The organism is Croceivirga radicis (genome assembly GCF_002072105.2).
Lineage (GTDB): Bacteria > Bacteroidota > Bacteroidia > Flavobacteriales > Flavobacteriaceae > Croceivirga > Croceivirga radicis.
Map to the genome: position 1 here is coordinate 10,819 of NZ_MTBC01000012.1, position 14,560 is coordinate 25,378.

The following is a 14,560-nucleotide window of genomic DNA, read 5'->3' on the forward strand; positions in this document are numbered from 1 at the left end:
AATATTATAAATTCGCTGCTGTGTGGTTAATACGTAAAATATTATTTCCGGTCTCCCTGGTTTATGCGCTTGTAGTATGGATTAGAAACCAATTTTACAATTTTGGTTGGTTTAAAAGTAAAAGCTATAGTACACCTTTGGTTTGCGTTGGTAATTTAAGTGTTGGCGGAACGGGTAAAACCCCAATGATAGAATTTTTGGTCAACGGTTTACAAGATCAATTTAAACTAGCCGTCTTAAGTAGGGGATATCGCAGGCAATCCAGAGGATATGTACAAGCTACAGATAAAACTTTGGTAACCCAATTGGGGGACGAGCCCTTTCAATTACATAAAAAGTTCAAAAATCTAATTGTTGCCGTAGATGCGGATAGGCAAAATGGTATTCAACAATTAACATCAACAGTAAAGCCAGAACTTATACTTTTAGACGATGCTTTTCAGCATAGGAAGGTTACACCTAGCTTTTCTATCTTGCTAACCACTTATGAGAATCCATTTATAAGTGATTGGTATTTGCCCACCGGGAATCTAAGAGATAGCAAAGTTGCTGCAAAAAGAGCAGACTGTATAGTTGTTACCAAGTGCCCAAATAATTTAGCGCCAAAAGCTAGAAAAGAAATTGAAAAGCGTCTAAAGAAACATCCTAAGCAACACGTATTTTTCTCTTATTTGACCTATGAAAATTCAGTGTTTTCTAATACTGATAAATTTGCTTTTAAAGATTTAAGAAAAAAGCAAATTACATTAGTAACGGGTATTGCAAATCCAAAACCATTGGTAACATATCTAAAGACCCAAGACATACAGTTTGAACATTTAGCATACAAGGACCATCATAATTTTACCGCTTCAGAATTGAAAGAATTGGCAAAAAGGCAATTTATTCTTACTACCGAGAAGGATTATGTTAGGCTAGAAGGTAAATTGGATACTTTGTATTATTTGCCGGTTAGGCATCAATTTTTTGATGATGGTGCCGAAGCACTTTTAAATCTGGTTAAGGCTAGAATCTAAGAATTACTGGTAGTTTGGGAACCAAATACGTTTTCGCCTATTTTGGTGTAGAAAACTTCAGGTTTAAACGGTTTGGTTACTACGGCATTACAACCTGCTTCAAAGAATTCGTCCAAGCTATCTTCCATGGAGATTGCGGTTAAAGCAATTATTGGTATTTGGGTATTAAATTTTCGTATCTGCTTGGTAGCCTCCGTACCGCTAATTCCAGGCATATGAATATCCATTAAAATAACGGCATATTCATTGGCTTTTGCTGCATCTATAGCTTCATTCCCGTTGTTGGCAATATCACAAGTAATACCCTTTTTATTGAGCATTTTCTTTGTGATTACTTGGTTTATTTTGTTGTCTTCTACCACTAAAACATGAAGACCTTCAAAATTATAATCATCTACAGATGGCTCAAAGGTTAGTTCTTCCTCATAGGTTTCTTTAACCTTAAAATTTAAATCAAAGAAGAATGTACTGCCTTCACCAACAGCACTATTTAAATTTATTTTACTATCAAATAACCCTAATAGACTTTTTACAATAGTTAATCCTAACCCGGTTCCGCCATATTCACGGTTTATTTGTATGGAACCCTGCTCAAAACTGTCAAAAATATTTTTTTGTTGTTCTTCAGAAATTCCAATACCCGTGTCACTCACAGCAAAATAGATGGTTACTTGGTCCGCGGTATGTTCTTTTAATTTGGCGATTACGGTTACGGTTCCATTTTTGGTGAACTTTAGGGCGTTACCCACTAGGTTCATAAAAATTTGAGACAGTTTTAACGGATCGCCCAATAGGGTAGGCGGTATGTTTTTATCAATGTTAACCACTAGACTGGTTTTAGAATCTTTTGCGTTTTGTTGTAAAGAATCTATAACGTCGTTTATAACCTTGGTTAGTTTAAAATCAATGTTTAATGGTTCAAGTTTTTCGGCATCTATCTTATTTATTTGAAGAATATCGTTGATAAAGTTCAACAAATAATCGCCAGAAAATTTAAGGGATTTTAGATGTTCTTTTTGGTGCTCTGCAGGGTTTTCTTCCAAGAGCAGGTGGGTTAAACCTGTAACAGCATAAAGGGGTGTTCTAAGCTCGTGTGTAACAGTGCTCAAAAAATTCATTTTAGCCTCCATAGCCGTAACCGCTGCATCTCTGGCAATTTCTAATTCACTGTTTTTGGTCTGCAGTAAATCGTTGGTTTTTAGCTTTATTTGGTTGTTTCTATATAAAGAAACGGCTAAGATAGAAATGATGGTTAAAAATGCAGATGTAAGTATAGCGGTAATCTCTGACCGGTTAGCAGATGCGCTTAATTCTTCATTTTTACCTTCTAAATCTTCTAAGGTTTTTGCAAACTGGTCAAATTTAATTTGATTCGCTTTTTTGTTCTGTGCCTCTAAGCGATTTAAATTATAAATGGAGTCCCTCAAATTCAATATTTTTTTATTGAACTTTAAGGCGCTAGCATAGTCTCCTAACTCCTCATACGTTTTGGCCAAAAAACGACTCGCTCTGTCAATTTCTCTAAAATATTGATTTTTAAGTGCAATTTCCATTGCCGCCTCACCGTGTTTTTGTGCACTTTCTAAATCTTCCAATTTTTTATGGAGTCTTGCAAGACCTAGATTTGCCTTGGTTGCCAAAAAGCTGCGTTCTAGATTGTCAGAATTAACCAAAAGTGCGTTATAGTTGGTTTTGGCATCTTCAAATTTGTCTAGTTTTAAGTATATATCGGCTTCTGCCAATAAAATGTGGTTAAGTAAGTTTTTATCGTTGGTTAACCTCTTTACTTCGTTTAATTCTCTCATGGCCTGAAAGTTATTGTCAGACCTGTATAACAATACGGCGTTTATATATTTATGTACGGCATCACCGTATGGGTATTCTGTTGTTTTTAGTAAAACACCGGCTCTATCCCAATAAAAGAGTGTGGTTTCTAAATCTTCTAATTCTAGATATAACAAAGAGAATTGATGATACGTATCTAAAAGCAATTGCATATTGTCCTCCTGTTCTGCGCTATTGGCAAGTTCTTGGAGGGCCTTTAATGCTTCTTCCTTGTTATCATGGTGTATAAAGTTTCTTGCTTCTTTAAAAGGATCGTTAGATACTTGAAGCGTAAGGGCTTGTAAGCTAATACCTTGAAGAAGGAATAGGCCTATTAAAAGAAATGTAGTTAATTTTTTAATTGGGTCGATTGCTTTTATCAAATTTAAATAAAACCATTTTGTTTTATCAAATAAATAAGGTCAATTAATCTTGAGCTATAGCCAACTTCATTATCATACCAGCCTATAACCTTAACCATTTTACCAATAACCGAAGTCATCTGGGAATCAAACGTACAAGAATAGGAACTATTGTTTATGTCAATAGAAACAATTGGGTCTTCCGTGTAATGTAATATATTTTTTAAGGTAGTATTGGCGCTAGCTTTAAAGGCTTCGTTAATGGTTTTAATAGTAACCTCTTTTTTAACGTTAAAGGTAATATCTGTTAACGAACCGTTTGGTACGGGTACCCTAATGCCACAACCTCCAATTACATTAGACAACTCTGGGAATATTTTGGTAAGCGCCTTGGCCGCTCCGGTGGTAGTTGGTATTATGGATTGGCTTGCTGCCCGACTTCTACGTAAATCGCGATGTGGTTTGTCATGCAAGCTTTGGTCAGAAGTAAAGGAATGTACGGTAGTTATATAAGCCTGCTCTATGCCACACAATTCTTGTATTACTTTAATCATTGGTGCCGCATTATTGGTAGTACAAGATGCGTTTGAAATGATATGATCGTCTTTGGTTAAACTATGGTGATTAACTCCAAGTACAATCATTTTTAAATCATCTTCTTCTGGCGGAACAGAAAGAATTACTTTTTTGGCACCATTTTTAAGATGATAAGTTAAATCATCTTTAGCTTTAAATTTTCCGGTTGCCTCTATGATTATATCAATATTAGCAGGCCATTTTATTTCACTTGGGTGGGAGTAATTATAGATTGGAATTTTTTGCTTATTTACAATGATGGCTTGGTCGTCATTGCTTACTTCTTGATTGTAAACCCCATGAATACTATCGTATTTAAGCAAATGCGCCAAGGTTTTGGTATCTGCCAAATCGTTAATGGCAACAACCTTGATGTTTGTATGTTGGGTCAGCAATCGGAAAAATGTTCTACCTATCCTGCCAAACCCATTAATGCCAATGTTTATTGTTGTCATTTAATAAAATACGGCTGGGTGCTATTATTCAATATGTTTGTGGGCTTTGTAAGAAGAGCGTACCAATGCACCGCTTTCTACATGTCTAAAACCTAAGTCCAATCCTATTTCTTCGTATTTTTTGAATTGGTCTGGTGTAATGAACTGTTTAACTGGCAAGTGTTTTCTAGATGGTTGCAAGTATTGACCAATAGTAACTACATCTACATTGGCACTTCTTAAATCATGCAAGGTTTCTATAACTTCTTCTTCTTGCTCTCCCAAACCTAACATAATGCCAGATTTGGTTCTGTGGGCACCATTATCTTTTAAATATTTTAGTATGGCTAAACTTCTATCGTATTTGGCTTGTATACGTACTTCTCTGGTTAACCTTTTTACGGTTTCCATGTTATGCGAAATAACTTCTGGAGCAACCGATAAGATTCTATCTAAATGGGTTTCTATACCTTGAAAATCTGGTATCAAGGTTTCTAATGTGGTATTTGGGTTCATACGGCGAACGGCATTTACCGTTTCTGCCCAAATTATAGATCCCATATCTTTTAAATCATCACGGTCTACGGAAGTTAGTACCGCATGTTTAATTTTCATTATTTTAATGGATCTGGCCACTTTTTCCGGTTCTTCCCAATCCACGTTTTCTGGCCTTCCGGTTTTAACGCCACAAAACCCACATGATCTTGTGCACACATTGCCCAAAATCATGAAAGTTGCGGTGCCTTCTCCCCAGCATTCGCCCATGTTAGGGCAACTTCCAGAGGTGCAAATGGTGTGTAGGTCATACTTGTCTACCAAGCCTCTTAATTGGGTGTATTTTTTACCTGTAGGTAATTTTACCCTCAACCATTTTGGTTTGCCTTTTTTTGGTGGTATTACGTGTGTTGCAACTTCTGTGGACATAACAACTGTTTAGCTTACAAATATACGAAAAGGCAATGGTAACCCCATTTTATCTAAGTCTATTTGCTATCTGTAATTATTTCTGAAAGTAATTTTTTAGCGCGTAGTAACTTTACTTTGATCCTGTTTATGGGTTCGTTCAATTCTGTGGCAATTTCTGCGTAACTCATCTCATTAAAGAACCTAAGTTGTATTACCTGTTGATAGTGCGGTTTTAGCTTTTTAATGTTGGCCAATAAGGTTGCTAAATTTTGTTCTGTAATTAAAGCGTCCTCTGCCGTGGGGCTATTGTCTAAAATACTATTTACCTCTTCTGGTTTACTTGTGTCTTTACCGTCTAAGATGTTTCTTTTCTTTTTTCTAAGTAAATCTACATGTAGGTTTTTAGATATGGTTACCAACCAGGTGCCAAACTCATATTTTTCGTCATAGGTTTGGATTTTATCAAAAGCTTTGGAAAAGGTTTGCACCGTAATGTCTTCTGCGTCATTTTCATTTTCGGTACGTTTTAGTTGAAATCCGTATACCTGCCCCCAGTATTTATCCAGTAACAAAGAAAATGCTATTTGTTGGCCTTTCTTTGCCTGGGCAATGGTTTGCTGTAAATCAAAATGAGAGTCGCTCAAAAAAAATGGATTCTTAAATTTCTAGGCTTGTATAACGGAATCTTTTTTGCATTCTTGTTCTTCTGGCGTTTTACCACAAAAACCACAAGCCTCTCCCTCTTGGTTTAAGAACGGACTTTGGCTAGCACAGGTACCAGCAAACTTACCATCTTTCTTTCCCCAAATCTTTATGGCAATACCAGCAAAGGCCAATGCCAACAATCCAACTGTAAGTAGTACTAATTTCATATCTGAAAATTTGTACAAAAATAAGCAATAGCAGAAAAAAACCGGAAGATGTCTTCCGGTTTTAAATTATTTTAATATTTGATGTCTGCGACAATGTTTTCTACACTGGGAGCTAAATTACCACCTTTAGGTTCAATAGTTATATAGCCCACGGCTTGGTCTGCATAAGGTAGGGCCAGTAGTTTTTCCTTATCGTCAAATTGTTTTATAACGCCTAAGTTTACCATTTCGCCATTTACCTCTGCCCACATTTGATAACACTGTTCTTCTGGCAATTGTGGTAGGTGGCTCACGTTTATATACGATAGTTTTTTAACCGGATTAACATAGGCCACAGCCTTAAGTTCCTGTGCTTTTTTATTGCCTCTAATGTTTAACTTTTTGGTGTTGGGATTATTAAGCACTATATATTGGTTGCGGATGTCTTCTAGTTCCAAGCGCATATCCATTTCCAACGTTTTGATTTTGTTGTTAACGATGGTATTCTTCTCCATTAAATCTTGATTTTGATCGTAGAAAAAGAATGCAGACCCAGCGAACAACAAGGCAACAATGCTGGCAGCAATAGCAAAACGATAGAATTTACTATTATTTTTCTTTTGCTTACTAATTTTATGAAGTATGGTTTCCTTAAGACCTTCTGGAGCTTTAATGGCATGTAGTTTAACATAGGCTTCCAAATTATCTTGTAGTTCATCATAGGCTTTTCTAACTTCAGGATACAACGCTATGTACCGCTCTGTCTTAGCAGTTTCTAGATTATCTGTCTCACCTAATAGATAACGCTCTAGTAAATCGCTCTCTAAAAAATCGTGTATTTTATTTTTCATAACATTGAAATTATAAATAGTACAAGAGCTGGGGCACCATAAATCTTTCTCATTTCCCTTAATCCAATTTTTAGTCTGGATTTTATGGTTCCTAAAGGAATATCTAGTTCTTCACTGGCCTCTTGTTGGGTCATGCCCTCAAAGAAAAGCGCCTCTAATACAATTCTGTATTTTTCTTCTATTTTATCTAGATGTTCTTTTACGTCTAAAAACTCTGGTCTTATACTTTGTTCACCTACATTATATACGTCAGAAACATCAATTTGGATTTCCTTATCGGTTTTTGTGCTTACACTCCTTAATTTGTCTATTGCCGTATTGCGGGTTATACGAAACAACCAAGTAAATAATTTTGCTTTGGAAGCATCATAAGAATCTGATTTTTTCCAGATTTTAATAAAACTTTCTTGTACAACGTCTTGGGCTAATTCTTCGTCTTTAACAACCTTATAGGCAACCCCAAAAAGGGTGTCTGCGTAATTATCGTAAAGTAAAGACATGGCTTTTTCATTACGCTCTTCTAATAACTCTACAATGTGATTTTCCAGTAGTTTACTCATAGTTTGGAAAAAAAATCAGAAAAAATTCAATTTAAAACATCCAAACGTAATTTTCTCCCGTATATCCATTAGTGCTAAAGTAAAAAAATACATTACAACGGTAGCTATTCTAAGGAGAAGTTACTTTTAAGATATTAAATTTTTGGTTAGTTTGGTTTGGTATAACCCCAGTGGCAGTCTTGTTGCTGGGGTTATTTTATTATGTTGACTTCCGGGTCAATGGTAATATTAAAATTATCCTTAACGCATTGTTGTATTTTCTTAGCTAAATCTAGAATTTCTTTCCCCGTAGCGCTATCGTGGTTTACCAGAACCAAGGCTTGTTGGCTGTGAACCCCTGCATCGCCATAACGTTTTCCTTTAAATCCACATTGTTCTATTAACCAACCGGCGGGTATTTTATAAGTGCCGTCTTCTAACTCATAATAGGGTGCATTTTTATTTTTTCTTATAAATGCATTGAACGTTTTTTTGGAAATAACAGGGTTTTTGAAAAAACTACCACTATTTCCAATTGCTTTGGGGTCTGGCAACTTACTTTTCCTGATGTTTATAACGGCATTAGAAACGTCTTTTATGGTAGGCGAAACTATATTAAGTTTTTCCAACTCTGCCTCAATGGCACCATAATGGGTATGTAATTGATGGTTGTGTTTGGTTAATTTAAATTTTACGGCCGTAATTATATATTTGCCTTTTTTCTTTCCTTTAAAGACAGAATCCCTGTAACCAAATTCGCAATCTTCAGTAAAAAATTCTTCTAACTCCTGACTTTCTATATGCATGGCTTCGCAGCTTACAAAGCTATCTTTTAGCTCCACGCCATAGGCGCCTATATTCTGTATGGGTGCAGTACCCACATTACCAGGGATTAAAGAAAGATTTTCTAAACCGCCATAGTCTTGTTTTAAGGTCCATTGAACAAATTCGTGCCAATTTTCACCAGCCATTGCCTTAACAATTACCCTATCTTCATCCTCTTCTACTACGGTGATTCCCTTAAGGTTTATATGTAATACTAAATCTTCAATATCCTTTAATAATAACATATTACTACCGCCCCCAAGAATAAAATAATTGGGATAGGCAGATAACTGCAACGCCTTTTGTAATTGCAATACCGTATTTACCTCCAGAAAAAAACGTGCGTTTACGTTAATTCCAAAGGTGTTGTAAGGTTTTAAAGATTTGTTTTCCTCAATGTTCACGTTTGTGGATATTGTTTTAAAGCTTCTTTTAAAATGGTTATGGCCTTAACTAGTTCTTTTTCTTCTAATACATAAGCAATGCGTATTTGGTTTTTCCCTTTTCCTTCGGTAGCATAAAAACCAGAGGCGGGAGCCACCATTACGGTATTTCCATCCAATTCAAACGATTCTAAAAGCCATTGTGCAAAATCATCAGTGTCTGCCACCGGTAATTCTGCTATGCAGTAAAATGCACCACTAGGTTCGGCCACGGTAAGACCTGGAATTTCTTTTAGCCCTTTTATTAGCAAATCCCTTCTAGAAACGTATTCTTCTATTACAGCGGTAAAATAGTTATTTGGTGTTTCTAAAGCTGCTTCGCTAGCTATTTGTGCCAGTGTTGGAGGGGAAAGCCTTGCTTGTGCAAATTTTAGTATGGCTTGCATTAACTCCTTGTTCTTAGAAACAACACAGCCAATTCTAGCACCACACATACTGTATCTTTTGGATACGGAGTCTACCATAATGGCATTTTCCGCTATACCATCAATACTTAATATAGAATGGTGTTTTTTATTGTCATAAGCAAATTCACGATACACCTCATCTGCAATTATAAATAGGTCGTGCTTTTTGGCTAGTTGGGCCAGCTCCTCAACTTCTTCCTTGGTGTAAAGGTAACCGGTAGGGTTTCCAGGGTTACAAATTAATATGGCCTTGGTTTTAGCACTTATTACTTTTTCAAAGTCGGCAATGGGTGGTAAGGCAAAGTTGTTTTCTATGCTAGATAAAATTGGTACTACGGTAACACCGTTGTTGGTGGCAAACCCATTGTAGTTGGCGTAAAAGGGTTCAGGAATAATTATTTCATCACCCTGATCCATTATAGCGCCCATCACAAAAGAAAGTGCTTCTGACCCCCCAGTTGTTACTATAATATCTTCTGCGGAAACGGTTATCTCATGCTGCTTATAGTAAGCGGCAATTTTAGTTCTATACGCTTCGGAACCTTCTGTTCTGCTATAGGCAAGAACATCCAACTTCATATTCCTTACGGCATTTAAGGCAACTTCTGGTGTTTTAATATCTGGTTGGCCGATGTTCAAATGAATTACATTTACCCCCTTCTTCTTGGCATTTTCTGCGAATGGCACCAATTTTCTAATTGGCGAAGAAGGCATATTCAAGCCTTTCTGTGATATATTGGGCATAGTCTAATTTTTTGCAAAAATGGCGAAACAATGTGAGTATAACAACATTAAAGATTAAGATTTAGCGATGCTCTTGCGCTATCGTTTGGTGTAAAATTGAAATTTTAATCTTAACTTATTGCAGCTATAACTGTTTAACTGCAAGTATTTTGAATCGAGCTTTGTTTTTTCTGGTGTTTCTAGGTTTGGCATATACTTCTAGTATAGATGCACAACATTTTAGTTTGGATAAGCATAAGAAGGTTGAGCGTATAAAATTTCAAAAAATCAACAACGTAATATTAGTACCAGTAACTTTAAACGGGGCCAAACTTACTTTTATGTTAGATTCTGGTGTAAGCGCCCCCATATTATTTAATTTATCAGACCAAGATTCCATTCAACTAAATAATGTTACTACAATAAGCCTTAAAGGTTTGGGAGAGGGCGAGCCTATTGAGGCCTTGCGTAGTGCTCACAATCAATTTAAAATTGGTGAGGCTACCAATACAGACCAATCCCTATTTGTGGTAATGGACAAAGACTTGAACCTTTCTCCCGCTCTAGGTGTGCCCGTACATGGCATTATTGGCTACGATGTCTTTCGTGATTTTGTAGTAGAAGTAAACTATGGAAAATCCATAATAAAACTCTACAATAACAACGAAGCTTTTAAAGTGCCCAAGAAAGCACAGAAATTAACGCTTGCAATAGAGCATAAAAAGGCATTTTTACATGCCAGTATTGTTAGGGAGAGCAATAAAGAGGTGCCGGTAAAATTATTGGTAGATACCGGCAGTAGTGATGCCTTATGGCTTTTTAAAGATTCAATTAAGGGTATAGACCTGCCAAAGAAACATTTTGAAGAATTTTTAGGACAAGGGCTCAATGGTGAAATCTATGGTAAACGATCCAAAATAAAGGGAATTAAAATAGGCGATTTTTTTCTTGAAGAAACTAAGACGGCATTTCCATATAAAACTTCTTTTCAGGCAATTTCTAATTTGGGAGAACGAAACGGAAGTTTGGGGGGAGAGGTTTTAAAACGATTCAATCTTATTTTTGATTATAGCAATAGTGTTGTCTACCTTACAAAGAACAGCAACTTTAATAAGCCTTACCAATACAATCTATCTGGTATAACTTTGCAGCATAACGGGGTAAGATACATTGCGGAAAGAATTGCAGATTCTAGAGGTAGGGTAAAGGCAGAACATAATGACTCTTTTGGTAACGTGCAGATTGTGATGGACAACCAAACTAGATTAAGTTTGGTGCCAGAAATTGTGGTTTCTAGCATACGTGCTGGGAGCCCAGCAGAAAGGGCGGGTCTACAAAAAGGCGATGTAATTTTATCTGTTAATGGCAAGCAAGTGCACAACTATAAATTACAGGAAGTGTTGCAGATGCTAAACGAAAGGAAAGGCAAAAGGGTAAAACTAATGATAGAACGTTACAATGACGACAAGAAATTTTCTTTTGTAGTAGAAGATGTATTTAAAAACAAAAAGCCTTGATCAATGTCAAGGCTTTGAGTAAAGTAAATAAATTACTTAAAATTATTTAGCTCCTTCTGCTTTTACGTTCCCTTTGATTTTTAAAACCTTAGTTGGCGTATCTGCATTAGAAGTTACGGTAATGGCCTTTCTTATAGGGCCTACGCGCTTTGTATCATATTTTACTTGAATCTCTCCTTCATCACCCGGTAAAATTGGTGCATCTGGTTTTTTAGGTATAGTACAACCGCAACTAGACCTAACATTGCTTATTACCAAAGGAGCATCTCCTGTGTTGGTAAATTTAAAAACGCGAACACCATCGCTGCCTTTTGCAATGTCACCATAATCAATCGTTTCGGACTTAAATTCAATTTTCGCTGTTTTGTCCTGGGCTTTTACACTCATGGCCAAAAGACCAACAAACATTAAAAGTAATACTTTCTTCATTTTTTTAGTTTTGGGTAAATTCAAAAGTAGGGGATTTAAACCTACCTCCAAAATTCTTTTGTAATGTAATAACGTTACTTATTTTTGTTTCGTATTCAGCGGATTGGTAAATCTAGAAAGCTATATGTTAAAATTTGTTGTGGCTTTCTTATAGTTGACCAATCCATTTTTGTATAAACAATAATCATACCGAAAATGGAAATTCCATCCAAATATGAGCCCAATAGGGTAGAGGAGCGCTGGTATTCTTACTGGGAATCCCAAGATTTTTTTACATCTACACCAGATGACAGGGAGCCGTACACCATTGTGATACCACCGCCAAATGTTACAGGAGTACTGCATATGGGGCACATGCTAAATAATACCATACAAGATGTATTAATTAGAAAAGCCCGTTTGCAGGGTAAAAATGCATGTTGGGTGCCAGGTATGGACCATGCATCTATTGCCACAGAAGCTAAAGTGGTTGCCAAACTTAAAGCAGAAGGCATAGATAAAGCTACGCTATCTAGAGAAGACTTTCTTAAACATGCTTGGGATTGGACCAATGAATATGGTGGTGTTATCTTAAAACAATTACGCAAACTTGGTTGTTCTTGTGATTGGAAACGTACCAAATTTACCATGGACGACGATATGTCTGCCTCTGTAATTAAAGTATTTGTAGACCTTTATAAAAAAGGACTAATTTACCGTGGCTATAGAATGGTAAATTGGGATCCAGAAGCAAAGACGACCTTGTCTGATGAAGAGGTAATTTACGAAGAGCGTAATGGACTTTTGTATTATTTAGCTTACGAAATTGAGGGGTCAGATGAAAAAGTAACCATTGCAACCACAAGGCCAGAAACAATTTTGGGAGATACGGCTATTTGTATCAATCCAAATGATGAAAGATATGCGCATCTAAAAGGGAAAAAGGCTATTGTACCTATTTCTGGTAGGGTAATTCCTATAATAGAAGATGAGTATGTAGATATGGAATTTGGTACCGGTTGTTTAAAGGTTACACCTGCACATGATGAAAACGACAAGAACCTTGGAGACAAACATAATTTAGAAGTAATAGACATCTTTAATGAGGATGCCAGTCTAAATTCTTTTGGTTTGCATTACCAAGGTAAAGACCGTTTTGTAGTACGTAAAGAGATTGCCAAAGAGCTAGAAGAAAAAGGCTTTTTGGTAAAAACGGAACAACATGTAAACAAAGTAGGTACGTCTGAACGTACCAAAGCCGTAATAGAACCTCGCCTGTCTGATCAGTGGTTCCTTAAAATGGAAGACCTTTCTAAACCAGCTTTAGAAGCGGTTATGGAGTCTGGCGATGTAAAATTGTTTCCGGATAAGTTTAAAAACACGTATCGCCATTGGATGGAGAATATTCGGGATTGGAATATCTCTAGACAATTGTGGTGGGGACAGCAAATACCAGCCTATTTTTATGGCGATGGTAAAGAAGATTTTGTGGTTGCAGAAACTGCGGAAGAAGCAGTACAACTAGCAAAACAGGCTTCTGGAAATACTGCGTTAACCCTGGCTGATTTAAAACAGGACCCTGACGTTTTAGATACGTGGTTTTCTTCTTGGTTGTGGCCTATTAGTGTTTTTGGAGGCATTTTAGAGCCAGAAAATGAAGAAATAAAATACTATTATCCTACAAACGATTTGGTTACCGGACCAGACATTTTGTTTTTCTGGGTGGCTAGAATGATAGTGGCTGGGTACGAGTTTAGAGATACAAGACCGTTTGAGAACGTGTATTTAACCGGTTTGGTACGCGATAAACAGCGTAGAAAGATGTCCAAATCTTTAGGTAACTCACCAGATGCCTTAAAGTTGATTGAACAGTTTGGTGCAGACGGTGTACGTGTGGGATTGCTGTTGAGTTCTGCCGCGGGTAACGATTTATTGTTTGATGAAGCCTTATGCCAGCAAGGTTCTAACTTCGCCAATAAAATTTGGAACGGCTTTAGATTGGTTAAAGGTTGGGAAATAGCAGATATTCCCCAGCCTGAAGCAGCACGTGTAGGCATAGATTGGTACAAAGCACGTTACCAACAGGTACTAGTAGAAATTGAGGACCATTTTAGCAAATACCGTATTTCCGATGCTTTAATGGCTATTTACAAATTAATTTGGGACGATTACAGTTCTTGGTTACTAGAAATTGTAAAACCAGCATACCAACAGCCGATAGACCAGAAAACCTTTGATGAGGTGCTAGGTATATTGGAAGATAACTTAAAGTTGTTGCATCCTTTTATGCCATTCTTAACGGAGGAAGTATGGCAACATATTGCGGAACGCGATGCCAAAGAAGCACTTTGTGTGGCAGCATGGCCTACCAAAGAGACTTTTGATACCAACATTGTAGAAGAATTTGCGTTTGCTACTGAGGTAATTGCTGGTATTAGAACCATACGTAAGGACAAAAATATCCCTAATAAAGAGGTATTAGAGCTGTCTATTTTAAATCAGTCCGGTACTTCGGAAAGTATGAATGCTATTATCCAGAAGTTGGGCAATATAGAAAGTATCGCTACGGTAGATGCCTCTGTGGAGGGAGCTTTGACGTTCAGGGTTAAGAGTAACGAGTATTTTATTCCAATTTCTGGGGCTATAGATGTAGAAGCAGAGAAAGAGAAAATTCAGCAAGAATTAGAGTATACTAAAGGCTTTTTAAAATCTGTACAGAAAAAATTAAGTAACGAGCGTTTTGTAAATAATGCGCCAGAAAAGGTGGTAGAGATAGAACGTAAAAAGGCCGCGGATGCAGAGGCTAAAATTGAAACTTTAGAAAAGAGTTTAGCCAATCTAGGCTAGAAGCTCATTTTAAACCAAATAATAAAAATCC

13 protein-coding genes are annotated in these 14,560 nt (G+C 36.6%); 3 read left to right on the plus strand and 10 right to left on the minus strand.

Features of this window, described 5'->3' with window-relative positions:
- The first annotated feature begins 20 nt into the window (after positions 1 to 20).
- Positions 21 to 1,016, plus strand: a complete 996-nt coding sequence (gene lpxK / locus BUL40_RS14615) for a tetraacyldisaccharide 4'-kinase (RefSeq protein ID WP_080319854.1) — start codon at positions 21 to 23, stop codon at positions 1,014 to 1,016.
- Here lpxK and BUL40_RS14620 read toward each other — a convergent pair.
- From BUL40_RS14620 to BUL40_RS14660, 9 genes are all read right to left on the minus strand, one after another.
- Positions 1,013 to 3,223 carry a tetratricopeptide repeat-containing hybrid sensor histidine kinase/response regulator gene (locus BUL40_RS14620; RefSeq protein ID WP_080319855.1) on the minus strand — a complete coding sequence of 737 codons (2,211 nt, stop codon included), beginning with the start codon at positions 3,221 to 3,223 and terminating at the stop codon, positions 1,013 to 1,015. The two genes, lpxK and BUL40_RS14620, sit on opposite strands and share 4 nt — an antisense overlap.
- 2 nt (positions 3,224 to 3,225) lie before the next feature.
- Positions 3,226 to 4,233: a type I glyceraldehyde-3-phosphate dehydrogenase gene (gene gap, locus BUL40_RS14625; protein WP_080319856.1), complete on the minus strand. Its 1,008-nt coding sequence runs from the start codon at positions 4,231 to 4,233 to the stop codon at positions 3,226 to 3,228.
- Between the two features lie 24 nt (positions 4,234 to 4,257).
- Complete coding sequence (gene lipA / locus BUL40_RS14630; protein WP_080319857.1) at positions 4,258 to 5,136, minus strand: lipoyl synthase; 879 nt, start codon at positions 5,134 to 5,136, stop codon at positions 4,258 to 4,260.
- Positions 5,137 to 5,195: 59 nt separating this feature from the next.
- On the minus strand, positions 5,196 to 5,762 hold the full coding sequence (locus BUL40_RS14635) for an RNA polymerase sigma factor (RefSeq protein WP_080319858.1): 567 nt from the start codon (positions 5,760 to 5,762) through the stop codon (positions 5,196 to 5,198).
- 21 nt (positions 5,763 to 5,783) lie between these two features.
- Positions 5,784 to 5,990, minus strand: a complete 207-nt coding sequence (locus BUL40_RS14640; protein ID WP_010519886.1) for a hypothetical protein — start codon at positions 5,988 to 5,990, stop codon at positions 5,784 to 5,786.
- 71 nt (positions 5,991 to 6,061) lie between these two features.
- On the minus strand, positions 6,062 to 6,820 hold the full coding sequence (locus BUL40_RS14645; protein WP_080319859.1) for an anti-sigma factor domain-containing protein: 759 nt from the start codon (positions 6,818 to 6,820) through the stop codon (positions 6,062 to 6,064).
- Positions 6,817 to 7,380: an RNA polymerase sigma factor gene (locus tag BUL40_RS14650; protein ID WP_010519884.1), complete on the minus strand. Its 564-nt coding sequence runs from the start codon at positions 7,378 to 7,380 to the stop codon at positions 6,817 to 6,819. Before BUL40_RS14650 ends, BUL40_RS14645 begins: the two co-directional genes overlap by 4 nt.
- A gap of 191 nt (positions 7,381 to 7,571) precedes the next feature.
- Complete coding sequence (gene murB, locus BUL40_RS14655; protein ID WP_080319860.1) at positions 7,572 to 8,588, minus strand: UDP-N-acetylmuramate dehydrogenase; 1,017 nt, start codon at positions 8,586 to 8,588, stop codon at positions 7,572 to 7,574.
- Complete coding sequence (locus BUL40_RS14660; protein WP_080319861.1) at positions 8,585 to 9,778, minus strand: pyridoxal phosphate-dependent aminotransferase; 1,194 nt, start codon at positions 9,776 to 9,778, stop codon at positions 8,585 to 8,587. Before BUL40_RS14660 ends, murB begins: the two co-directional genes overlap by 4 nt.
- 149 nt (positions 9,779 to 9,927) lie before the next feature.
- Here BUL40_RS14660 and BUL40_RS14665 point away from each other — a divergent pair, with 149 nt between their 5' ends.
- On the plus strand, positions 9,928 to 11,274 hold the full coding sequence (locus BUL40_RS14665) for an aspartyl protease family protein (protein WP_244901884.1): 1,347 nt from the start codon (positions 9,928 to 9,930) through the stop codon (positions 11,272 to 11,274).
- 42 nt (positions 11,275 to 11,316) lie between these two features.
- Here BUL40_RS14665 and BUL40_RS14670 read toward each other — a convergent pair whose 3' ends face one another.
- Positions 11,317 to 11,703: a DUF1573 domain-containing protein gene (locus tag BUL40_RS14670; protein WP_040579088.1), complete on the minus strand. Its 387-nt coding sequence runs from the start codon at positions 11,701 to 11,703 to the stop codon at positions 11,317 to 11,319.
- Between the two features lie 195 nt (positions 11,704 to 11,898).
- Between BUL40_RS14670 and BUL40_RS14675 the strand changes: the two genes are divergently transcribed.
- Entirely contained in the window at positions 11,899 to 14,529 is a 2,631-nt protein-coding gene (locus tag BUL40_RS14675) for a valine--tRNA ligase (RefSeq protein WP_080319863.1), read from the plus strand.
- Positions 14,530 to 14,560 lie beyond the last annotated feature (31 nt).

Excerpts from the sequence above, each read along its gene's own strand:
- gap (WP_080319856.1), bottom strand. The coding sequence starts at position 4,233 with ATGACAACAATAAACATTGGCATTAATGGGTTTGGCAGGATAGGTAGA.
- BUL40_RS14670 (WP_040579088.1), bottom strand. The coding sequence starts at position 11,703 with ATGAAGAAAGTATTACTTTTAATGTTTGTTGGTCTTTTGGCCATGAGT.
- BUL40_RS14660 (WP_080319861.1), bottom strand. The coding sequence starts at position 9,778 with ATGCCCAATATATCACAGAAAGGCTTGAATATGCCTTCTTCGCCAATT.
- BUL40_RS14640 (WP_010519886.1), bottom strand. The coding sequence starts at position 5,990 with ATGAAATTAGTACTACTTACAGTTGGATTGTTGGCATTGGCCTTTGCT.
- BUL40_RS14650 (WP_010519884.1), bottom strand. The coding sequence starts at position 7,380 with ATGAGTAAACTACTGGAAAATCACATTGTAGAGTTATTAGAAGAGCGT.
- lipA (WP_080319857.1), bottom strand. The coding sequence starts at position 5,136 with ATGTCCACAGAAGTTGCAACACACGTAATACCACCAAAAAAAGGCAAA.
- BUL40_RS14645 (WP_080319859.1), bottom strand. The coding sequence starts at position 6,820 with ATGAAAAATAAAATACACGATTTTTTAGAGAGCGATTTACTAGAGCGT.
- BUL40_RS14675 (WP_080319863.1), top strand. The coding sequence starts at position 11,899 with ATGGAAATTCCATCCAAATATGAGCCCAATAGGGTAGAGGAGCGCTGG.